This is a genomic window from Phnomibacter ginsenosidimutans, assembly GCF_009740285.1.
GTDB classification, from domain to species: domain Bacteria; phylum Bacteroidota; class Bacteroidia; order Chitinophagales; family Chitinophagaceae; genus Phnomibacter; species Phnomibacter ginsenosidimutans.
This window is the reverse complement of the sequence record NZ_CP046566.1, coordinates 2,804,458-2,825,285: the sequence shown is the minus strand read 5'-3', so window position 1 is coordinate 2,825,285 and position 20,828 is coordinate 2,804,458. Positions and strand designations below refer to the sequence as shown.

Below are 20,828 nucleotides of genomic sequence, written 5' to 3'. Positions count from 1 at the left end.
CATGGCCTACCAAATTTGCAGCAAAACAGTAATGGACAACATCGCCGATCCGGATATCCGGTTCGATGCGGATGGCGTATGCAATTACTACCATGCATTTACACAAAAACTAAAAATACGGGTGCCCGAACCGGAGCTGGCCAAACAACAATTGGAGAAGCTTGTCTCATCCATTAAAAATGCGGGCAAGGGAAAACAATACGATTGCATCATTGGGGTGAGTGGTGGCGTGGATAGCACCTACGTGGCCTGGTTGGTAAAAGAACTGGGGCTGCGGCCTTTGGCAGTGCATCTCGACAATGGCTGGAACAGTGAGCTGGCCGTAAAAAACATTGAACGACTGCTGCAACATTTGCAAATAGACCTGTACACAGAAGTGCTCGATTGGGAAACCTTTCGTGATTTGCAATGGTCGTTTTTGCAAGCCTCAACGCCCGATGCCGAAATTCCAACCGACCACATCATTTTTGCCACCCTATACAAAGTGGCAGCCAAGTTTGGCGTCAGGTACATTTTATCCGGCATGAATTTTCGCAGCGAGGGCATGTTGCCCCCCAGTTGGGCAAGGGGCCATCTCGATTGGAAATACATTCATTCGGTGCAACAGCAATTTGGCAGTAAGTCCATCCGGCATTTGCCGCATTTATCCGTAGCTCGTTTTTTGTATTACAACCTGGTGCTAGGCATTAAAAATGTGGGCATCCTCAATTATGTGCCCTTTCGCAAAGACGAGGCGATGGCCATTATTCAGGAAAAACTGGGCTACCGGCCCTACGAAGGCAAGCATCACGAATCGATTTATACTCGTTTTTTTCAGTCGTACATCTTGCCCAAAAAGTTTGGGATTGATAAGCGAAAAGCTCACCTCAGCTGCCTCATGATGAGTACGGGTGAAGTGAGCAGGGAAGAGGCGTTGGCCACGTTGCAGCAACCGCAGCAACCGGAGCTGCAAAACCACCGCGACCGGCTGTTTGTGATTAAAAAACTGGGCATTACTGAGGCGCAATTCGATGCCATGATGGCCGCCCCGGTCAAGTCGATTTTGGATTATCCCAACCATTACCAATTGGAGCAATGGTTCCGGCAAAAGCTCAATGTATTAAGAGCCAAAGGCTGGTTGCCCAATTAGCGTAATATTGCAACCAAATTGCCCTTTTTTCAACGCATGGTTGTAGCACAAATCATTGATAGTTTAGATACCGGTGGCGCCGAAGTAGTGGCAGTCAATATGGCCAATGCGCTGAGCAGAATAGAAGGTGTAACTTCTCATCTGGTTGTTACCCGTCATACCGGGGCGCTGGAGGCAAGAGTAGACCCTGCGGTAAAACTGTTTGTGTTGCAAAAAAAAGGCGCATTTGACATCAAGGCACTGTTTCGGTTGCGCAGTTATTTTATACGTAATGCAGTAGATATTGTGCATGCCCATTCTACTTCGTTTCTCTATCCGGCTATTCTTGAACCTTTCTCCAGTTTTATGCTGGTTTGGCACGACCACTATGGATTGCCGATACGTGCCGATGGCAAACGACATTATCCGTACAAAATTTTTTCTTCGTTGTTCGATCATGTGTTTTGTGTTTCGCAACAACTGGTGGAAAACAACCGGAAGCATTTGCGTGTGCCGCGGCACAAAATTCAGTTGCTCTACAATTTTTCTGTAAAGCTGGATGTAACAGCAACAGAAAAAGTGAGCAAACCAGAGGGTAGGAAATTGATTGTGATGAGTGCCAATCTCAGGCCACAAAAAGATCATTTGAATTTGATTGGGGCCATTCAGCAATTGAGTGCCGAAATACCCAACCTTCTGGTATATTGTATTGGCGGCACCAATGATGCGCAATACCAACAACAACTGCAGGCGGCTATTGATACAGCTGGCCTAACAGAAACCGTTTTATTGATGGGATCTCAGCCCAATCCTTTTGCATTCTATCAAATTGCAGATGTGGCGGTGTTGAGTTCTGCCAGCGAAGGACTGCCACTTACATTGATTGAATACGGATTGGCAGGATGCGCTGTAGTATGTACCGATGTTGGTCAGGCTTCTGCGGTAGTAAATCAGGAAAATGGCTGGCTGGTGCCTTCGTCGGATAGCACGGCATTGGCCAATGCTATCGGGCATGTATTGATGCACCCCGAAGCAGCCGCTGTAAAAGCAAAACGGTTGCAACAGTTTGTGCAGCAGTTTTTCTCAGAAGAATCGGCGATATATGCGGTGATGAACACGTACAAACACATTTTGAAAACCTGACACCCAATTACACACCTATGGCAATTAACAAAAGGAAAATATTGTTTTTGGGAGAAGTCTATCGGGCTGATGCACAAACGTGGATCAATGGCCTGAAAGAGTTTGGCGATTTTGATATTGTGAGTTATGAATTGAAAGGAGAAGGCGGCGGCTGGAAAAAAATCTTTCGGTTTTTAGAGTTCCTGTTTATTGGTCCTTTGCAGGTGCGTAAAAAAATAAAGCAAGAAAAACCAGACATGGTCATTGCCGAACGCACTACCAGTTACGGGTATTTAGCAGCTGTAAGTGGTGTGCATCCCGTAGCCGTGGCACAACAAGGCGTTACCGATTTGTTTCCTGTAGGTTCTATCCTCATTCCCCTTAAAAAGCGTTTGCAACGAAAAGCATTTACCAATGCCGATGTGCTGCATGCCTGGGGACCTGTAATGGCAGAGCACATGCAACGTGTGGGCACAGATATGCAAAAAGTAATGGTGATGCCGAAGGGCATTGATTTACGTAAGTTTCAGTTCACCACAATCGCACAAAAACAACAGCAGCCCGTGCGGGTAATTGTTACCCGAAGCCTTACATGGGTGTATTGCCACAAAGTGATTTTTGATGCAGCAGCAACCATCAAAAAAGCAGGGATAGCACTGGAATGGCTCATTGTTGGTGATGGTGTAATGCGACAGGAATTGGAAGCGTATGTAACTGCATTGGGATTACAGCAGGAAGTGAAATTTCTGGGCCGCATTCACAATCATGATTTGCCTTTGTATTTGGCCAGCAGCACCTTTTATGTAAGCATGCCCATGACAGAAGGGGTGAGTGCATCCTTGTTTGAAGCCATGGCTGCTGGTTGTTATCCATTGGTAACAGATTTGCCTGGCAACAGGTATTGGGTTCGCAATGGTGATAACGGACAATTGATTCCTGTAAACGACAGTGCTTCATTGGCAAATAAAATCAGCACACTCTATCATCAACCCGAAGTATTATCAAAGGCAGTGAATGATAACCGTGCTTTTATTGAATCGTATGCCAATTACGAAGTGAATATGAAAAAGATTGCGGATAAGTATCATCAATTGATTGATCAGTATTCGGGAAAATAAGTTCAAGCACATGAAAGATTTCTTACGTCATATTTACTATTTGCTTTGCCGGTATGTATTCATACTACTGCCGGATAAGCATTTCCATATTCTTACCACATACCTCACTTTTAGAAGATTTAATGCTCCATTTTACGACATGAATTTAGAGCATCCACGTTCTTTCAATGAGAAGCTCAATTACCTGAAAATGCATCATCAAAACCCTTTGGGCACATTGGTGGCGGATAAGGTAGCAGTGCGGGAATATGTAAAAGAAAAAATAGGTGAACAATACCTGATACCCGTGTTGGGCGTGTACAACACGGCTACAGAAATCCCCTTTGAGCAATTGCCAGAAAAGTTTGTATTGAAAACAAACCACGGTTCTGGCTGGAATGTGGTATGCACCAATAAGCAAACGTTAGATATTGCACTAACGAGAAAAAAGTTCAATCGTTGGTTGGGTTATAATGCCTTTTATCTGAGCCGGGAGTATCAGTATAAAAACATTCCGCCAGCTATTTTGTGTGAGTCTTTTCTGCGGTACAATATTGAAGATTATAAGTTTTTCTGCTTCAATGGTGAGCCAGCTTTTGTGCAAATTGACATTGGCCGTTTTACCAAACATGAAAGGGCGTACTACGATATCAACTGGCAGAAACTCGATTTCAGCATTTGTTATGCCATTGCCAAAGAAGAGGTACCCAAGCCAGCACAGCTCAACGAAATGCTGGAAGTGGTTAGAAAACTTAGTAAGGATTTTTTATTCGCCAGGGTGGATTTGTATTTGCACGACGATCGCATTTTCTTTGGCGAAATCACCATGTTCCCGGAAGGCGCCCATGGTCCGTTCTTAAATAATGCAGATGATTATAAAGTAGGCGAATTACTTCAGCTTCCTTCATTGTAAATTCCAGCTCCTGTTTATGCATTCAGAAAAATTGCGAATCATCTATTTCTACCAATACTTCGGCACCACAAAAGGTGGGTGGAGTACACGTGTGTATGAGATGTGTCGCCGCTGGGTAGATGAAGGGCATGAAGTAACCGTTATTACATCGCCTTACGATAAAAGCGATATTGAAGCATTTAAAGGTTGGCGTCAGCATTTTGCCATTGATGGTATCGATGTCATTGTGCTCAATGTGCCACAGTCCAATAAGGACAGTACGCTAAAGCGTATTTTTCGGTTTTTGCAATACATCGTGCTGGCGGTATACTATGTATTTCGGTTGCGGTACGATGTAGCAGTAGCATCTTCAGGCCCTATTACCGTTGGTTTTTTGGGTTTGGTGGCCAAAAAAATCCGGCGCAAAAAATTCGTTTTTGAAGTACGGGATATGTGGCCCGAAGGTTCGGTGCAACTTGGTGTGTTGAAGAATAAATTGCTTATCAAGCTGTCGTATTGGTTTGAGCATTTGTGTTATAAAAATGCGCATCTCATTGTAGCCTGTTCCGAAGGCATGAAGGCGGATATCTACAACCGGTTTCATTACAAAAATATTGTGGTGGTGCCCAATGCCTGCGATACCCAGTTTTTTGCACCATTTGCCAATGCGCCAATGCCGGCAGCTTACCGCGGAAAAAAATTAGTAGTGTATGCTGGTTCACTGGGGGTGATGGACCACTGCATGCAAATAATGGAAGCAGCCCGGTTGCTCGATACAAAAAAGCATCCTGATGTAATGTTCTTAATCATTGGTGATGGTATAGAGCGAAGCATGATGGAAGCGTACAAGCAAGAACATCAACTCCATCATGTAGAATTTTTAGGGCTAATACCAAAAACACAAGTTGCGCCACTGCTTACTCATGCAGTGTGCTCTATAGTGTGTTTTAAAAACGTGCCTGTGCTCAACACGGTGTCACCCAATAAAATGTTTGATGCATTTGCTGCGGGTGTACCCATCGTACAAACCACACAAGGTTGGATAAAGGACATGCTGGCAGAACACCATGCAGGCATTACCGTTCGGCCTGATGAGCCGGCTGATATGATGGCCGCCATCGAGGTTTATTTATCAGATGATAACCGCCGCAGTGTAGACGCCAGCAATGCAAGAGCGTTAGCTACAGGTGTTTTTAGCAGAGATAAGTGTGCCGATGATATGCTGCAAGCCATCAAAGAAGCGTACAAGCTATCATGGGCTAAGAAGGCAGCTAAAAGACTGGGAGAAGAACAGCAGCGTAAAGGTTTGCAACAGCGCATAAAATTTGTGGTGGACTGGTATACGCCATCCAGCCATGCTACCTCGCTGCGTATGCGGCCTTGGGTTGATGCACTTCAACAATCGGGTAAGTTCATTATCACCGTGCATACAGACAAAGGTTCAAAAGGACAGGCTGGTGTATTGCCCAACTTTTTCAGTACGCCGGATAACCGTACAAAACCCTATGTACGTTTTGTGCAAGAAGTCTTACTGGGTACAGAACTATTTATTAAAGTACTGTTTGCACCTCGTCAGGTAGTAGTCATTTCCAGTCCGCCGTTTATTGTATCCTGCCTGGTGGCTCTCGGGTGTTTCGTTTCAAGAAAACCGTATGTATTTGATGTACGGGATATTTACCCATTGGTATATGCCAATTCAGGATTTATCAGCAGAAACGGATTGGTGTTTAAGTTGTTGTTTAGGATAAGTAAATATTGTTATAACAACTCTTTGTTTACGAGTACGGTTACGCCTTTGTTAGTTGGCTATATTCAGAATACCGGAAAGAAAGCTGATGTGCAGTTAATCAAGAATGGGTTCAATGGCAAGCTTTTTATACCAACTGCTGATAAAAAGAAAAATTCACGTTGGCTTTCCATGGCAACATTGGACAATTTCAGAATCCAGAGCTACTGGTGGAAGTTGTAAAAGAGCTGAATAAAAGAGGAGAGACCTTTCATTGTATTGCCATTGGTTCTGGTTCGAAGGAGCTGGTCATTAAAAAGTCAGAAGTAGAAAATCTGGAATTCAGGGGGCGGCTCAACAATGAAGAATTGGCTAAAGTGATACGGACTTGCCATGTGGGTTTGTCTTTCAGAACCGATGATGAAATCAGTGCAAGGTCCATTCCGGTAAGGGTTAGCGAATATATAGGCGTTGGTATTCCAACAGTGCTTACTCCAAAAAGCGAAGGCGGCGAATTGCTCGATTCATATCAGGTAGGTAAGGCATTCGACAACGACGAAGTATCGGCTATTTGTGATTTTATTCAGCAGTTGAAATACAATCAGGACTTGTACCAGTTTTATAAAAACAATGCCATTCGCATACGCAGTAATTTTAGCAGAGAGGCAGGTGCTGAGTTGTTTGTTCGCAAAATGAAGCAGTGTTTGAATGTAGAGGAAACGGTAAAGCATTCTTCAATGTAAATGTTTGTACTATGGCTTATACCATGCATCAATCTGGAGTAAGAGATGTTCAACTAGGGGAAAATGTAACCATCATTGCTCCTGTGAATTTGTATGAATGTGTGATTGGTAGTCACAGTTTTATCGGACCCTTTACTGAAGTACAACGTGGCGTGGTGGTGGGCATGCATTGCAAAGTGCAAAGCCACAGTTTTATATGCGAAGGGGTTACTATCGGGCATCATTGTTTCATTGGCCACGGCGTGATGTTTGTAAATGATTTGTTTGCTGACGGAAAACCTGCAGGTGGCGATCAATCGAAATGGAAAACCACCATGATTGAAGATCATGTAAGCATTGGCAGTAATGCTACCATACTGCCAGTGCGTATTTGCAGCCACACCGTTATTGGAGCAGGCAGTGTGGTTACAAAAGACATTACTGAACCGGGTGTATATGCCGGTAATCCGGCTGTTTTGCTTCGTCCTTTATAAATTGCCACCGGTATGAAAAATGTTTTAATCACCGGCGCATCCGGATTTTTAGGCAAGTATATCGTTGATGCATTTACGCAGCAAAACTGGTATGTATCAACCGTTGGCCGGCATAGTTCCAACTCCATACAATGTGACCTGGCTGTTGATGTACCCGACCTTAACAACATCAATGCTAATTTGGTAATACATGCCATGGGCAAGGCCCATATGGTGCCTTCAACCGATGCAGAAGCTCAAGCTTTTTTCGATGTCAACTTTGAGGGGACGAAAAGGCTTTGTAGTGCATTGGAACATGCTGCTGCTTTGCCTGAGCAATTTGTTTTTATAAGCACAGTTGCCGTTTACGGAAAAGATGAGGGAGCAGACATTAATGAAGATCATCCATTGCAAGGTAAAACGCCATATGCGTTGAGTAAAATACAGGCAGAGCAATGGTTGCAGCAATGGTGTGGCCAACACAATATTCGATTGAGTATACTGCGGTTGCCATTGGTAGCGGGTCAACAAGCTCCCGGTAATTTGGGTGCTATGGTCAATGGCATTCGTACCGGTCGTTACTTTAATATTGCTGAAGGCAAAGCCCGCAAAAGTGTTGTACTCGCTGAAGATGTGGCCAACTGGATCCCTAAGATTGCAGCTGTTGGTGGTGTGTATAATCTTACCGATGGCTATCATCCCAGCTTTGCAGAACTCGCTACAGTTATCGCTAAGCAACTGCATTGCAATCCTCCGGGCAATCTTCCTTCGTGGGTGGCATTGCCTGCAGCATTTGCGGGAAATTTTCTAGGAAGCCGGGCACCTATTAACTGCGATAAATTGCGCAAAATAACAGCCACACTCACCTTTAACGATGCTAAAGCAAAGGCCGCATTTGGCTGGATGCCTAAGCCGGTGCTGGAATCGACACTTGTATAAACCGGTTCTGAAAAATTGATTGCATGAATGAATTGCTGATAGAAAACCTGTTGTTGTTATTGGTGCTTTGCCTGGTGGCTGTTGCCTATCTGCGTATGGCTGATAAACTCAACATTATTGACAAACCCAACCAGCGTAGCAGCCATACACGTATTACGGTACGGGGTGGTGGTGTTATTTTTCCTGTCAGTTTGTTGTTGTATTCAATTGTTCATGGTTTCCCGTACTTGTATTTTATTGCAGGCCTCACCTTGATTGCTGTCATCAGTTTTGCCGATGATTTAAAACATCAATCCCGCAAACTCAGGCTGGCCGTGCATTTTGCTGCTGTATCGTTGCTGTTGTTTCAGGTGAATGAAATGAGTTTGCCATATTGGTTGTTGCCCATCCTTTTTGTGCTAAGTATTGGGGTAATCAATGCCTATAATTTCATGGATGGTATCAATGGTATCACCAAGCGGGTATGCTATCATCATGTTGCTGACCCTTATTTTCTTACATCAGGAGGTTTCGTTTATAGATGTACAATACCTGTATGCTTTACTTACAGGAGCATTGGTATTTGCATACATGAACTTTCGTAAAAAAGCATTGTGCTTTGCTGGCGATGTGGGCAGTGTCAGCATGGCTTTCTCTCTTATTTTTCCGGTGATGCTGCTCATTTTTACTACAGGCAATCCCTTGTTCATTTTGCTGTTTGGAGTGTATGGTGTAGACACCGTACTAACCATCGTACACCGATTGATGAAGCGGGAAAATATTTTTGAAGCTCACCGGCAGCATTTATTTCAATACCTGGCCAATGAAGCCCAATGGCCGCATGTGGCAGTTTCAGCGCTGTATATGAGCATTCAATTGCTGCTGAATGCCGGTATTTATTTTGTATGGAAAAATGGAGATGCAACTACCCAATGCTGGTTTGCTATCGCATCTATGCTGCTGCTGGGTGCCGTACACACATTCGTAAAGTTCAGCATCATTCGCAGGCAACAAATTGGGGCTTAAAGGGCAATAATCCTTTTGGTTTTAGCTGGCTTGTGTTGCATGCTATCCATCTTCAAAACTGGTGCTGCAGGCTTAATCAAAGTTTTCTTTGGAGCGATGATGAGGTCTTCGTTTGCATCAAATGTTACAGATACCTCAGGAGTTTCAAAAACCGTATATGCTTCTTGTTGCTTAATGGAAGGATAAGTCGCATTCTTCAATGTAGCAGCTGCAAGATGTTGTTCTAATATCTTGGCTTGTTCCAACGCTTCAATAGAGTGTTTGTTTTCGAGCAGTACTGTTTTCAACCACTGTTTCCATTTGTACAACTGTGCCAGTTCTTGCTGTGCAGCCTTGGCTTGTTGCTGCAATGCCTCTTTTCTGGCCATTTCGTGTTGCAGCATGGCTTCTCTGTGAGCTAATTCCGCTCCCAGCGCTTCCAGCTCTGCCACCTGTTGGTTGGCATGCGCTACATCAGCTGGCAAATCGGGTAAAAGGTCTGCTACAATTGCTTCATGATTATTATTGGCCACGGCAAACATGGGAATAGTTGCTGGTTCTTCAGGCGTGTCGGCAATCGCTGTAAATGTTGCAGGTGCTTCTTCAATGGCAGTGTATTCGGATAAAGGTTTAGCTGCTGTGTTTTTCAGTTGTGCCGCTTTGTTGCCAAACATCCAGTCAAACGCCATTTGTACATACTTCAGTTCAACAACAGCTTCTTTGTGTTGAGCCAATTGCTCACTGTTACTCTTGGCCACTTGCCTGTTTTCAATCGTTGCAATGCTGACGATAGCGATTACCAATAGCAATGAAATACTGCGGCCAATGTATTGGCTGTAGGCAAGTCCACCCACTGTTTGTATACCTGCCAAGCGGCAAATGCGTTGATACAAAGAGCCATGTTTTTTATTGGCCAATCCCATGGCCATGGCAGGTTGCAAACTGGCTTTGCCTATGTTGAGCAATGCTTGTGCATACAGCTGTTTATCGTAGTTGAATTGCAGTACCCAATCATCGCAGCTGTATTCTCTTTCTGCATACGCAATCTTCAACAATTGTTTGGCAAATGGATTGAAGAATAAGAAGCTGTCGGCTATTTGCAACCCAATATTGATGAGGTAATCGTACCGCTTGATATGTGCCAGTTCATGTATCAAAATAGCTTCTACTTGTGCTGGTGTAAGTTGGTTTACAATGGCTACCGGTAGCAAAATAACCGGCTTTAAAAAGCCAACGGTCATGGGACTGCTAATGTGGTTGCTTAACCACACTTTTACTGGTTGTTGTATGTGCAGCCATTGTGCTTTTTCTTGTACAAAAAGACGGATGTCTACTGCAGGTTTTTGCAAGTTGTGCTGGCGCATATTGCTGATGTTGTGCCAGCCCATAGCCAGGCGCAATAGCATGCCCACACTTACTATACAATAGGCTGCGGCCAATATGGGTATGAGTTGTATGCGTACAATTTGGAGTGCAGTTTGCAGCCATGTTTGTGCAGCCATAGGCAATGTCCATGCATGCTGAGCATTGGCCGTAATGGCTATGAAAAACGACAGCAATACAATACCATTCGCCACAACCGCCAATGTGAATTTGCTGCTTGCTGATAGTTTCCAAATGCGGGTAATGCCCAAATAAGCCAGCAGCAGCAAAGCAGCTATCCAAATGCTGTGCAGCATACCGTTGCCAATGGCGTACAAATAAGTATTGATTTGGTTGGTGAGCATAGTGGTGCGTTCGTTACAGGTGGTTACTTCATGCTGTCCAGCAGGCGTTGTATTTCGTCCAGTTCTTCTTTAGAGGGTTTGGCTGTGCCCAGTGCCCTCATTACCAGTTGGCTGGCCGAGCCTTCAAACAAGGTATTCATCATTTTACCCACTATTTGCTGCTGCGTTTTTTCCTTGCTCACGTTGGGTTGGTATATGTGCGTTTTACTGCTGTCGTCGCGGGATACCAGGCCTTTGTCGTGCATAATCTGCAACAGCTTCAGGGTGGTGGTATAGCCGGCATCTTTTACGGCAGCCAGCTCTTCGTGCACTTCACGTACGGTGGCGTTGCCCCGCTGCCACAGCACTTGCAAAATCTCCAGTTCGCTTTCTGTGGGTTTATTGCTCAGTTGCTTTGCCATAAGTAATGATACTTCTGAAAATGAAAGAAAGTACAATTATACGACAAGCTTCGTAAATAAATGGTTAAAGGCTTTTGTGCCGGATGAATGGCGGCAATACTGATTTAAATAAGCACTTTTCGATTGGCAATGGTGAGTTCGCCTTTTTCTTCCATGGCCTTCATGGTGCGGATGACGGTTTCTACCCGCAGGCCGGTCATATCGGCTATTTCTTGCCGGGTAAGGTTTACCTGCATTTGCTCCTGCTCGGGGCAGCCACAATGTTTTTTGTATTGTTTCAGCAGGCTGAGTATGCGGTGCTCGGGGCCATAGCTGGTCAGGTCTTTCATGTTGTTCGACTTGGCCATCAGGCGGTTGGCCAGCAGCTGCGTAAAGCTGATGTGCACTTCCGGATTTTCTTTGAGCAGCATAATGAAATTGTCTTTCGACAACCGCAGCAGCGTGGCATTTTCCATGGCCATGGCCGATGCAGGATAACTTTTGCCTGCCATCACCGGCGGCTCTCCAAAGCTTTCGCCAGACGCAAAAAAGCCTTGAATAAATTCCTTACCGCCTTCGGTGTCGTTGTACATTTTCACCTTACCGGTTTCTATTACATAAAAGAAATTGGCCTGCTGTCCTTCCCGAAAAATGACTTCGCCTTTTTTCACCTGTTTGTAGGCAGCACCATAACTCAGGAGCATTTCTACACTTAGTATGGGCCCATTGCCCGCTGCTGCCGATTGAAGAAAAAACATAGGACGCTATGCGTTGCTGAATAACAAAGGTGAGCAAATCCGGAGTATGAAAGTGTGCCGGATTTTGGAGTGGCCTTTTCAGCTGATTGGTAGCTGCCTTTGAGATAAGTGTGCCATTATGATTGCAATCATAATGGCCCGGAAATGCCCATTCTACTTTTGAAAACACAAAACGAAATCTACATGAAAAAATCATTTGTACTATTTGCCGCAGCCGCTGCTGTTGTATTGCTGGTGGCATGTGGCGGTGGCAGTAGCGAGCCTGCTGCAACTACTACCGGCGAAACTGCTGCACCCAAAAGTATGGTTGCCGACGCCTCTGCTTACGACCCCAAACGTGGTGAAGGAAAGTTTAGTGAAGAAAACACGAAGCTGGGTGCGTTGGATGCTGCATTGGCTACCAAAGGCAAAGCGATTGCGGACACCAAATGTTTGTCTTGCCACAAAACTACCGATGAAAAACTGGTAGGACCAGGCTGGAAAGGTGTTACTACCCGCAAAGCTCCTTACTGGATTCTCAACTTCATTACCAATCCCGATCCGATGATTGATAAAGACCCTGAAGTGCAGGCTCAACTGGAACTCTGCCTGGTTCGTATGCCCAATCAGAACCTTACCGAAGATGATGCAAAGCAGATTCTGGAATTCATGCGCCAAAACGATGGTGCCAAATAAGCGAACGACTTTAATCCCCCTCCAATATGGAAACAACAACCAAGTATTTCAAACTCCCGTTGCTGGCAACAGCAATGCTGGCGCTGGGTTTTCAGGCATGTAAACCCAAAAATGCAGGCAGTGCCGTAGGTGGCGATGCCGCTGCAAAAGCTTATGTAGCGCCGGGTAAGCACGATGAGTTTTACAATTTCGTTTCGGGTGGCTTTAGCGGCCAAATGAGTGTGTACGGTTTGCCCAGCGGCAGGCTTATGCGGGTGATTCCTGTATTTTCAGTTGACCCCGAAAAGGGTTGGGGCTACAGCGAAGAAACCAAGCCCATGCTCAACACTTCTCACGGATTTGTGCCTTGGGATGATTTGCACCACGTAGAAATGAGCCAAACCAATGGTGAAATTGATGGCAAGTGGGTGTTTGGTAATGCCAACAACACGCCACGACTGGCCCGTATTGATTTGAAAACTTTTAAGACCGCTGAGATTATTGAACTGCCCAACAGCGGCGGCAACCACAGCTCACCTTTTGGTACCGAAAACTCTGAATACATTGTGGCTGGTACCCGCTTTAGCGTACCACCTGATGATGTAAATGGTGATGTGCCCATCAATAGTTACAAGCAAAACTTTAAAGGCCACATCAGCTTTGTAAGTGTAAACAAAGAGAATGGCGAAATGGACATCGCTTTTCAGCTGAAAACACCCGGTGTAAACTTTGACCTGGCCCGTGCCGGTAAAGCCAAATCTCACGGTTGGTTTTTCTTCAGCTGCTACAACACAGAGCAAGCCAACACTTTGCTGGAAGTAAATGCTTCGCAGCGGGATAAAGATTTCATTTTGGCCGTAAACTGGAAGAAAGCCGAAGAGTACCTGAAAGCTGGTAAAGGCAAAAAAGTAAAAGTGAAGTATGCCCACAACAAATGGAACGAAGCCACACATACAGCTACTTCAGAAATTAAAACTGAAGTAACAGTATTGGACGTAGCCGAGTTGAAAGACATCTGCTATTTCATTCCCTGTCCTAAGTCGCCACACGGTTGCGATGTAGACCCCACAGGCGAATACATTGTAGGTAGCGGTAAACTGGCAGCGTTGATTCCTGTATTCAGTTTCGATAAGTTGCAAAAAGCCATTGCCGACAAAGCCTATGATGGCGAATACGAAGGCATTCCTGTTGTGAAGTATGAAGCAGCATTGCATGGCGAAGTGCAGAAGCCGGGCCTCGGACCTTTGCATACCGAATTTGATGGCAAAGGCAACGCTTACACTTCTTTCTTCGTTTCTTCTGAAGTAGTGAAGTGGAACATCAAGGACCTGAAAGTGGTAGACCGTGTGCCTACTTACTATTCTGTTGGTCACTTGTGCATCCCCGGTGGCAACACCCGCAAGCCTTCTCCCAAATACCTGATTGCGTATAATAAAATCACCAAAGACCGCTATTTGCCTACAGGTCCTGAGCTGGCCCAAAGTGCACAGTTGTACGATATCAGTGGTGAAAAAATGCAAATGATTCTAGACTTCCCCACCATAGGTGAACCGCACTATGCACAAGCTGCACCAGCAGATGTGATTAAAAACAACGGGCAGTTGAAAATTTACAAAATAGCAGATAACAAACACCCGTACGCAGCAAAAGGCGAAGCAGAAGCCAAAGTAGTACGGGAAGGCAATAAAGTACATGTGTACATGACTTCTATCCGGTCACATTTTGCACCAGATAATATTGAAGGTGTACGATTGGGTGATGAAGTGTATTTCCACGTAACCAACCTGGAGCAAGACTGGGATGTGCCACACGGCTTTGCTGTAAAAGGCGCCGCCAATGCAGAATTGCTGATTATGCCGGGCGAAACAACTACACTGAAATGGGTGCCAGACAGAGTAGGGATGTTCCCCATGTACTGTACCGATTTCTGTAGTGCATTGCACCAGGAAATGCAAGGCTACATAAGGGTTTCACCAGCAGGAAGCAATGTGCCGCTTACGTATAGCGTAGGCACCAACAAGCCTGCCGAAACGAAGAAGTAACCTGATAAGTGCGTTGATTTTTTAAAAGGGAACAGGCATTTATCAACTGTGCCTGTTCCCTTTATTTTTAAAAAATGTGATATGAAAAAGACTGGTATTAGTCCGTTGTCGAGAGTATTAAGTGCTTTGGCAGGAATAGCGTTGGTCATTTCTTTGTTTGTGCCCATGTGGCGCATCGAACTCGATGCACCACAATACCCCGAAGGCTTGGCATTGCAAATTTTTCCGCATAAACTGGGTGGCGATGTAGCCATTATCAATGGCCTTAACCATTACATAGGCATGCAAACCTTGCATGCTGAAAATTTTGTAGAGTTTACCGTATTGCCTTACATCATTGCTGCCTTTGCAATAGCTGCATTGTTAGCAGCAGCTATGGGCAAACGCAAGTTGTTACAAATGGTATTTTTTGCCTTTGTAATTTTTGGTGTAGTGGCCATGATAGATTTTTGGCGCTGGGAATACGACTATGGTCACAACCTCGATCCGAATGCAGCCATCATAGTGCCGGGCATGGCATATCAGCCACCGTTGATTGGCTTTAAGCAGCTGCTCAACTTCGGTGCTTTTTCTATTCCTGATACCGGTGGTTGGTTGTTTATTACAGCCGGTGCATTGCTCTTGGTAGCTGTGCTAAAAGAAGCGGGAGTATTCAATCGTTTTTTCAATAAAAAAATAGCAGGTGCAACCGTGTTGTTGCTGTTGTTGCAAAGCTGCAGCAGCAACGAGCCCGAAGCCATTGCCTACAACCGCGACAATTGCAGCCATTGCAAAATGACGATTACTGATTCTCGCTTTGCAGCAGAAGTAAAAACTACTAAGGGCAGGGTATATAAGTTTGATGACATTACCTGTATGACTGCGTATTTGCGGGAGCATAACGATGTTACTTTTTCAGGCTTGTGGGTGAGCAATTTTGATGGCCCACAGCAACTCATTGATGCTAAAACGGCCTACTACATTCAGGATGAATCTTTCAACAGTCCTATGCGGGGCAATACAGCGGCCTTTACCAGTAAAGAAGCGGCAGGAGCCATCGCCACAAAATTGCAGGCGGCCGTTACCATTTGGGATAGTGTGAGTAAAAGTGAGTAATGAAAAAAATTGGCTGCATAGTATTGAGTGTTTTGCTGACATGCCCGTTGCTGGCTGCCACCATCAGGGTGGGGAAGCAGCATGCCATCAACAGCATCAAAGCGGCTATTAAACAAAGCCGTGCAGGTGATACCATTTTGGTAGCTGCAGGTTTGTACAAAGAGGGCAATATTGTAGTCAACAAACGCCTGGTGTTACTGGGCGAAAATTTTCCTGAATTAGATGGTCAGCATAAATACGAGGTGTTGACGATTACGGCTGATAGCACTATTGTAAAGGGTTTTCGGGTACAGCACTCTGGTCATGCCTCGCTTGATGATCCGGGCGGTATCAAAATTCTGGAAGCCAATTATGTGGTGATTGAAGGGAATGTACTGTACGATAATTTCTTTGGTGTGTATGTGCAGTATAGCAAGCATTGCATTGTAAAAAACAATACGCTTGTGGCCTTTGGTAAGGAAGAACAACAAATCGGCAACGGCATTCATTGCTGGAAAAGTGATAGTCTGCAAATCATTCACAACAATATTACCGGTCACCGCGATGGTATCTACTTTGAGTTTGTGACAGGTTCTGTTATCTGGCGCAATATCTCTACAGGAAACATTCGCTATGGTTTGCATTTTATGTTTTCCAACAACGACAGTTATTTCACCAACACATTTAAAAACAATGGTGCCGGCGTAGCGGTCATGTACAGCAAGCAGGTAACCATGATGAACAACAACTTTGAGCAAAACTGGGGCGATGCGGCGTATGGATTGCTACTCAAAGAAATCTCCGATAGTTATATTTCGGGCAATCAGTTTCGGCAAAATACTTCCGGTATTTGGATGGAAGGTACCAGCCGGATAAAGATGGAACGAAATGCCTTTGTGCAAAACGGTTGGGCCATGCAAGTGCAAGCCAGTTGTATGGACAACCTCATTACAGATAATAATTTTATTGCCAACACATTCGATATGGGCACCAATGGCGATGTGGTGCTCAACACAGTTGCCAGCAACTATTGGGATAAATGTGAAGGTTACGACATAGATAGAAATGGATTTGCCGATGTGCCTTTCCGGCCATTGAGCATGTTTAGTGTAGTGGTCGAAAAAAATCCTTCGGCCATGCTGTTGTTTCGCAGTTTTCTGGTAAGCCTGCTCGATCGTTCAGAAAAGATTTTTCCCAGCCTTACCCCCGAACAGTTTATAGATAAAAGTCCGAGAATGAAACCGCTGCCATTATGATACGTGTAGAAGCTGTAAGCAAAAAATTTGGAAAACTGCAGGTGTTGCAACAGGTCGATTTGACTTGTAACAGCGGCGAGTGTATTGCACTTATTGGGCCCAATGGATGTGGTAAAACCACTCTCATCAAATCCATACTCAACATGGTAATTCCGGATAGTGGCCGCATATTGGTGAATGAGAAAGACATCTCCGGCGATTATTTGTACCGCTCCAATATTGGATATATGCCACAGATTGGCCGCTACCCCGAAAACATGAATGTGGGTCAGGTAATTGAAACCATTCAAACCCTGCGGGGGGCAGATAAAGCGGTGGATACAGACTTGTATGACGCCTATCAAATGAGCCAACTATTGAGCAAACGCATGAATACGCTGAGTGGTGGTACACGCCAAAAAGTAAGTGCAGTATTGGCATTCATGTTCAATCCGGGTATTCTCATTTTAGATGAGCCAACAGCTGGGCTTGATCCATTGGCTGCAGAAATTTTGAAAGAAAAAATCATGGCCGAAATGCAACGCAAAAAGCTGGTGATGATTACGTCGCATTTGCTGAGTGAGTTGGAAGACATTGTATCAGAAGTGGTATTTATGCAAGATGGATCGGTGGCATTTCACAAGTCGAATGCAGCACTGAAAGCGGATACGGGGAAAGACAGTATTGCCAAAGCGATTTCTCACATTTTACGGGAGCAGGCATCATGAAGAAGATTATACGATTTGTATTGACAGATATTTTACGCAACCGCATTGTGATTGCATACGCTGTGCTCATGGCCGTGTTGTCGTGGACGGTTTTTAATATGGAAGACACCGGCAGTAAAGGTGTACTCACCTTGCTCAATATTGTGTTGCTGGTAGTGCCATTGGTGTCTGTGTTGTTTTCTACCATTTACATTTACAACAGTGCTGAGTTTATTGAGTTGTTGCTGAGCCAGCCTGTTAAGCGGCCGCAAATTTGGTTGAGTTTGTTTGGCGGGTTATCCATCAGTTTCATCATCGCATTCGCCTTGGCCGTTGGCTTACCACTTTTTTTATATGCCGATTTTCATCAGGCTGTCATTCTGTTTGCAACGGGTTGTTTGCTGTCAGCCATTTTTGTAGCCCTTGCATTTTTGGCTGCCATCATGAGTCGCGATAAAGCCAAAGGTGTAGGAGTATCTATTTTGCTGTGGTTGTACTTCGCTTTATTGTTCGATGGACTGGTGCTATTCCTGATGTTTCAGTTTGCTGATTATCCAATTGAAAAACCTATGGTATTGTTGAGTGCCACCAGTCCGTTGGATTTGGCCCGCATTCTCAACCTGATGCAGATTGATGCTTCGGCCATGATGGGCTACACAGGCGCTATTTTCAAAAACTATTTTGGCAGTGGCTGGGGAGTGCTGTTGTCCTTTGGATTGCTCCTTGCCTGGGCACTGGTTCCTTTCTGGATTTCGTTACGCATTTTCAAACGCAAAGATCTTTGATTGCTTATGCCACAACCTAGCCACAACCGATCAGACATTACCAACCGACAAGACATTGAGCGGCTGGTCAATCAGTTTTACGATGCCGTAAAAGCAGATGCCACTATCGGTTATTTTTTTACGGAAGCGGTGGCGGTCAACTGGGAAAAGCATTTGCCTGTCATGTATGCCTTTTGGGAAAATGTACTTTTTCATACGGGCGGCTATTCGGGCAATCCCATGGAACGGCACAAGCAATTGAACCAACAATCGGCTATTGAGCCAGCGCATTTTCAGCAATGGCTGCATTTGTTTGCATCGACAGTTGATCGCTTATTCGCAGGAGAAAATGCAGAAACAATCAAACAGCGGGCTGCCAGTATTGCCACAGTGATGCAGTTGAAAATTTTGCATCATCAATAAGAGAACGTTATACATAATTTTTCACGAGAGAGTAGCAAAAAAGGGCAACGGTTATTACAACCGTGCCCTTTGTTCTATCACTATCCAACCGATCATTATTTTGCTGGCGGCAGCAGCACATCATTAATTACGTGAATCACGCCGTTGCTGGCTGTAATGGTGGCTACAATCTCTTTGCCATTTACAAATGCCTTATCGCCCTGCTTGGTAATTTTTACTTTGCCACCAAATACCATGTCGTATTCCAATCCGTCCTGCAGCAATGCGCCATTGAGTACGCCTACGTATGTATGATACCCTAAAATGTTTTCAAGGTCGCCTTTCTTTTCAGGCTTCAGCAAATCTTCCACTGTGCCTTTGGGTAGTTTATCGAAAGCCGCATTGGTAGGCGCAAAAACAGTAAATGGTCCGGCATTGCTCAGCGCATCTACAAGGCCTGCTGCTTTTACGGCAGTCACCAAGGTGCTGTGGTCTTTGCTGCTCACTGCTACTTGTACTACGTTGGGGTTAGATACATCATCCTGCACACCCGACTGACCAGTTGCAGGTGCAGCTGTAGAAGTAGCTTCGGTACTGGCAGCGCTATTGTCAGCTGCGGGTGTAGAACAGGCGTACACTGCTACCGCAAACAGCAGGGCAGGTATTACAAATTTTCGTTTCATATTGGTTTGGTTTTACTACCAAATGTATTCAGGCCATTCAGCGGCCCTTATGACTGCAATCATAAGTCTGGCTGGGTTAGAGATGATTTTCGACATTGAATAATCAGCAACCAAACGATGGCTGAAAACATCATGATACTTGCCAGCAGCAGGGCTTCTTTAGTAAATGGAACAGATATGTATTGTAGTGAGGCAATGCCTTGTATGCCCAACGTAAGCTCGTTGGTACCAATGCCGGCTACAAGCAACAGCAAGGCAGCAGGTACATGCTTGTGCTGGCCGAGCAATTGTTTACCGTATAAGTAGGTCACGAGAAACAAAGAGATGATTGCCAGAAGTACGAGGTGTAAATACGCAACAACGATGGGTCTGAAACCGAAAGCAAGTTGACTCATGGCTGGTATAACGGACGCTAATTGAAGCAACAACTTTATACTAATGGCAAATGCCAGACACCAAAACAAAAGCTTCAACAATTTTTGGTGAAGCAACTGTTGGAAAAACCGATGCCTGAACAGGTGGGTCAACAGCATAGTCCAGCCAATTACCTGAGCCAAACCTGCCAGCACAACCAGCAGGTATACGGGCAGTGGCAAATCCATCCACAACACACTTAGTCCGAAGGCCGGCAGGCAGCTCCAGATCAGCAATTGTCTTGCCGTAGCCGGAAGGGGGGGGAGTGTTGGGCAAATCGCTGAGCCACCAGCTAAACAAAGCCATGCCACCCAAGAAGAACCAACCGTTGTATTGAAAATGTAGGTACCAGTATACGGCGGCCAAATAACCATGTTGCGTAATTTGATGCGAAGCCATCATGTAAGACAATGCAGCGGTTCCCAGCGTTGATAGCAGCCCGTACCAAAGTGCTGCCCGCAACCAGGCAAAAGCCGGATGTGGAGTTGATTGGCGCATCCATTGAAATAAGTACACGGCAGCCCAGGCAAATACAACAATAGAAAGCGTGGAAAAACTGATGGATACAGCGCCATAGCCTTGCATGGCAAATGAAATGAGCATACCAATGGCGCAAATCCAATTGTAGAGGAGTATCCGGTGCATCTTACGTTGAGCCACTTCTGGTTGTCCGGGCCACATCCTTGTCGCTATTAACAGCAGCAGAGTTTGCGTTATCCAGCCGGCAAATGCAAAATGCGAATGGGCATGCAGCAGTTGTTTTTGATCGAGCCAGGGAAATGACCAGCCAATTTTAATCCGACATGATCACACCCAGCAATGCTACCAGTCCGAAACTGATCAATGAGATTTTTACCCATTTTAATACTGCTGAATGGTATTGTGTCTTTTTCTCTGGATGAATGATTTGCCCCCGATCTGTCAT

23 protein-coding genes are annotated in these 20,828 nt (G+C 45.0%); 17 read left to right on the top strand and 6 right to left on the bottom strand.

Going from position 1 to position 20,828, the window contains the following annotated elements:
- Position 1 precedes the first annotated feature (1 nt).
- Genes GLV81_RS12210 through GLV81_RS12165 form a run of 10 tightly spaced genes read left to right on the top strand, consistent with a single transcriptional unit; the run spans position 2 to position 9,084 of the window.
- Positions 2–1,129, top strand: a complete 1,128-nt coding sequence (locus GLV81_RS12210) for an N-acetyl sugar amidotransferase (protein WP_157479114.1) — start codon at positions 2–4, stop codon at positions 1,127–1,129.
- Between the two features lie 36 nt (positions 1,130–1,165).
- Positions 1,166–2,251 carry a glycosyltransferase gene (locus GLV81_RS12205; RefSeq protein WP_157479113.1) on the top strand — a complete coding sequence of 362 codons (1,086 nt, stop codon included), beginning with the start codon at positions 1,166–1,168 and terminating at the stop codon, positions 2,249–2,251.
- Positions 2,252–2,268: 17 nt separating this feature from the next.
- The gene (locus GLV81_RS12200) at positions 2,269–3,348 is read left to right on the top strand and encodes a glycosyltransferase family 4 protein (RefSeq protein ID WP_197428271.1); all 1,080 of its coding nucleotides are present in this window, start codon (positions 2,269–2,271) and stop codon (positions 3,346–3,348) included.
- Positions 3,349–3,358: 10 nt separating this feature from the next.
- On the top strand, positions 3,359–4,240 hold the full coding sequence (locus GLV81_RS12195) for an ATP-grasp fold amidoligase family protein (RefSeq protein ID WP_157479112.1): 882 nt from the start codon (positions 3,359–3,361) through the stop codon (positions 4,238–4,240).
- A gap of 16 nt (positions 4,241–4,256) precedes the next feature.
- Positions 4,257–6,188: a glycosyltransferase gene (locus GLV81_RS12190; RefSeq protein WP_157479111.1), complete on the top strand. Its 1,932-nt coding sequence runs from the start codon at positions 4,257–4,259 to the stop codon at positions 6,186–6,188.
- Positions 6,176–6,688, top strand: a complete 513-nt coding sequence (locus tag GLV81_RS12185; RefSeq protein WP_246185972.1) for a glycosyltransferase family protein — start codon at positions 6,176–6,178, stop codon at positions 6,686–6,688. Before GLV81_RS12190 ends, GLV81_RS12185 begins: the two co-directional genes overlap by 13 nt.
- Before the next feature lie 11 nt (positions 6,689–6,699).
- A complete protein-coding gene (locus GLV81_RS12180; protein WP_157479109.1) occupies positions 6,700–7,161 on the top strand; it encodes an acyltransferase in 462 nt (153 codons plus the stop codon).
- A 12-nt stretch (positions 7,162–7,173) separates the two neighbouring features.
- Entirely contained in the window at positions 7,174–8,079 is a 906-nt protein-coding gene (locus GLV81_RS12175) for an NAD-dependent epimerase/dehydratase family protein (protein ID WP_157479108.1), read from the top strand.
- Positions 8,080–8,102: 23 nt separating this feature from the next.
- A complete protein-coding gene (locus GLV81_RS12170; RefSeq protein WP_157479107.1) occupies positions 8,103–8,663 on the top strand; it encodes an MraY family glycosyltransferase in 561 nt (186 codons plus the stop codon).
- Entirely contained in the window at positions 8,650–9,084 is a 435-nt protein-coding gene (locus GLV81_RS12165) for an MraY family glycosyltransferase (protein WP_157479106.1), read from the top strand. The genes GLV81_RS12170 and GLV81_RS12165 overlap by 14 nt, the downstream gene beginning before the upstream one ends.
- Here GLV81_RS12165 and GLV81_RS12160 read toward each other — a convergent pair.
- From GLV81_RS12160 to GLV81_RS12150, 3 genes are all read right to left on the bottom strand, one after another.
- On the bottom strand, positions 9,081–10,790 hold the full coding sequence (locus tag GLV81_RS12160) for a M56 family metallopeptidase (protein WP_157479105.1): 1,710 nt from the start codon (positions 10,788–10,790) through the stop codon (positions 9,081–9,083). The two genes, GLV81_RS12165 and GLV81_RS12160, sit on opposite strands and share 4 nt — an antisense overlap.
- A gap of 23 nt (positions 10,791–10,813) precedes the next feature.
- Positions 10,814–11,191, bottom strand: coding sequence for a BlaI/MecI/CopY family transcriptional regulator (locus GLV81_RS12155; protein ID WP_197428270.1), 378 nt, complete (start codon positions 11,189–11,191; stop codon positions 10,814–10,816).
- A 104-nt stretch (positions 11,192–11,295) separates the two neighbouring features.
- Positions 11,296–11,928 carry a Crp/Fnr family transcriptional regulator gene (locus GLV81_RS12150; RefSeq protein ID WP_197428269.1) on the bottom strand — a complete coding sequence of 211 codons (633 nt, stop codon included), beginning with the start codon at positions 11,926–11,928 and terminating at the stop codon, positions 11,296–11,298.
- Between the two features lie 183 nt (positions 11,929–12,111).
- On the opposite strand from GLV81_RS12150, the gene GLV81_RS12145 reads away from it, so the two are divergent.
- The 7 genes from GLV81_RS12145 to GLV81_RS12115 all read left to right on the top strand — a co-directional run bounded on the left by GLV81_RS12145 (position 12,112) and on the right by GLV81_RS12115 (position 18,827).
- On the top strand, positions 12,112–12,603 hold the full coding sequence (locus GLV81_RS12145) for a c-type cytochrome (protein ID WP_157479104.1): 492 nt from the start codon (positions 12,112–12,114) through the stop codon (positions 12,601–12,603).
- Between the two features lie 26 nt (positions 12,604–12,629).
- Positions 12,630–14,624 (top strand): Sec-dependent nitrous-oxide reductase, encoded by a 1,995-nt coding sequence (gene nosZ / locus GLV81_RS12140; protein ID WP_157479103.1) that lies wholly within the window; start codon positions 12,630–12,632, stop codon positions 14,622–14,624.
- Positions 14,625–14,705: 81 nt separating this feature from the next.
- Positions 14,706–15,719 (top strand): nitrous oxide reductase accessory protein NosL, encoded by a 1,014-nt coding sequence (locus tag GLV81_RS12135; RefSeq protein WP_157479102.1) that lies wholly within the window; start codon positions 14,706–14,708, stop codon positions 15,717–15,719.
- Positions 15,719–16,954, top strand: coding sequence for a nitrous oxide reductase family maturation protein NosD (locus GLV81_RS12130; protein ID WP_157479101.1), 1,236 nt, complete (start codon positions 15,719–15,721; stop codon positions 16,952–16,954). Before GLV81_RS12135 ends, GLV81_RS12130 begins: the two co-directional genes overlap by 1 nt.
- Complete coding sequence (locus GLV81_RS12125; protein ID WP_157479100.1) at positions 16,951–17,661, top strand: ABC transporter ATP-binding protein; 711 nt, start codon at positions 16,951–16,953, stop codon at positions 17,659–17,661. The genes GLV81_RS12130 and GLV81_RS12125 overlap by 4 nt, the downstream gene beginning before the upstream one ends.
- Entirely contained in the window at positions 17,658–18,425 is a 768-nt protein-coding gene (locus GLV81_RS12120) for an ABC transporter permease subunit (RefSeq protein ID WP_157479099.1), read from the top strand. The genes GLV81_RS12125 and GLV81_RS12120 overlap by 4 nt, the downstream gene beginning before the upstream one ends.
- A 6-nt stretch (positions 18,426–18,431) precedes the next feature.
- Positions 18,432–18,827, top strand: coding sequence for a group III truncated hemoglobin (locus tag GLV81_RS12115; RefSeq protein WP_157479098.1), 396 nt, complete (start codon positions 18,432–18,434; stop codon positions 18,825–18,827).
- 95 nt (positions 18,828–18,922) lie between these two features.
- Here GLV81_RS12115 and GLV81_RS12110 read toward each other — a convergent pair whose 3' ends face one another.
- From GLV81_RS12110 to GLV81_RS12100, 3 genes are all read right to left on the bottom strand, one after another.
- Entirely contained in the window at positions 18,923–19,489 is a 567-nt protein-coding gene (locus tag GLV81_RS12110) for a fasciclin domain-containing protein (protein ID WP_157479097.1), read from the bottom strand.
- Positions 19,490–19,548: 59 nt separating this feature from the next.
- Positions 19,549–19,800: a hypothetical protein gene (locus GLV81_RS12105; protein ID WP_157479096.1), complete on the bottom strand. Its 252-nt coding sequence runs from the start codon at positions 19,798–19,800 to the stop codon at positions 19,549–19,551.
- Positions 19,801–19,924: 124 nt separating this feature from the next.
- Positions 19,925–20,548, bottom strand: coding sequence for a hypothetical protein (locus tag GLV81_RS12100; protein WP_157479095.1), 624 nt, complete (start codon positions 20,546–20,548; stop codon positions 19,925–19,927).
- Positions 20,549–20,828: the final 280 nt, after the last annotated feature.

Bases quoted from the DNA above. Each gene is read 5' to 3' on its own strand.
- GLV81_RS12210 (WP_157479114.1), top strand. From the start codon at position 2: ATGGCCTACCAAATTTGCAGCAAAACAGTAATGGACAACATCGCCGAT.
- GLV81_RS12205 (WP_157479113.1), top strand. From the start codon at position 1,166: ATGGTTGTAGCACAAATCATTGATAGTTTAGATACCGGTGGCGCCGAA.
- GLV81_RS12200 (WP_197428271.1), top strand. From the start codon at position 2,269: ATGGCAATTAACAAAAGGAAAATATTGTTTTTGGGAGAAGTCTATCGG.
- GLV81_RS12195 (WP_157479112.1), top strand. From the start codon at position 3,359: ATGAAAGATTTCTTACGTCATATTTACTATTTGCTTTGCCGGTATGTA.
- GLV81_RS12190 (WP_157479111.1), top strand. From the start codon at position 4,257: ATGCATTCAGAAAAATTGCGAATCATCTATTTCTACCAATACTTCGGC.
- GLV81_RS12180 (WP_157479109.1), top strand. From the start codon at position 6,700: ATGGCTTATACCATGCATCAATCTGGAGTAAGAGATGTTCAACTAGGG.
- GLV81_RS12175 (WP_157479108.1), top strand. From the start codon at position 7,174: ATGAAAAATGTTTTAATCACCGGCGCATCCGGATTTTTAGGCAAGTAT.
- GLV81_RS12170 (WP_157479107.1), top strand. From the start codon at position 8,103: ATGAATGAATTGCTGATAGAAAACCTGTTGTTGTTATTGGTGCTTTGC.
- GLV81_RS12165 (WP_157479106.1), top strand. From the start codon at position 8,650: ATGAACTTTCGTAAAAAAGCATTGTGCTTTGCTGGCGATGTGGGCAGT.
- GLV81_RS12160 (WP_157479105.1), bottom strand. From the start codon at position 10,790: ATGCTCACCAACCAAATCAATACTTATTTGTACGCCATTGGCAACGGT.
- GLV81_RS12155 (WP_197428270.1), bottom strand. From the start codon at position 11,191: ATGGCAAAGCAACTGAGCAATAAACCCACAGAAAGCGAACTGGAGATT.
- GLV81_RS12150 (WP_197428269.1), bottom strand. From the start codon at position 11,928: ATGTTTTTTCTTCAATCGGCAGCAGCGGGCAATGGGCCCATACTAAGT.
- GLV81_RS12145 (WP_157479104.1), top strand. From the start codon at position 12,112: ATGAAAAAATCATTTGTACTATTTGCCGCAGCCGCTGCTGTTGTATTG.
- nosZ (WP_157479103.1), top strand. From the start codon at position 12,630: ATGGAAACAACAACCAAGTATTTCAAACTCCCGTTGCTGGCAACAGCA.
- GLV81_RS12135 (WP_157479102.1), top strand. From the start codon at position 14,706: ATGAAAAAGACTGGTATTAGTCCGTTGTCGAGAGTATTAAGTGCTTTG.
- GLV81_RS12130 (WP_157479101.1), top strand. From the start codon at position 15,719: ATGAAAAAAATTGGCTGCATAGTATTGAGTGTTTTGCTGACATGCCCG.
- GLV81_RS12125 (WP_157479100.1), top strand. From the start codon at position 16,951: ATGATACGTGTAGAAGCTGTAAGCAAAAAATTTGGAAAACTGCAGGTG.
- GLV81_RS12120 (WP_157479099.1), top strand. From the start codon at position 17,658: ATGAAGAAGATTATACGATTTGTATTGACAGATATTTTACGCAACCGC.
- GLV81_RS12115 (WP_157479098.1), top strand. From the start codon at position 18,432: ATGCCACAACCTAGCCACAACCGATCAGACATTACCAACCGACAAGAC.
- GLV81_RS12110 (WP_157479097.1), bottom strand. From the start codon at position 19,489: ATGAAACGAAAATTTGTAATACCTGCCCTGCTGTTTGCGGTAGCAGTG.
- GLV81_RS12100 (WP_157479095.1), bottom strand. From the start codon at position 20,548: ATGCACCGGATACTCCTCTACAATTGGATTTGCGCCATTGGTATGCTC.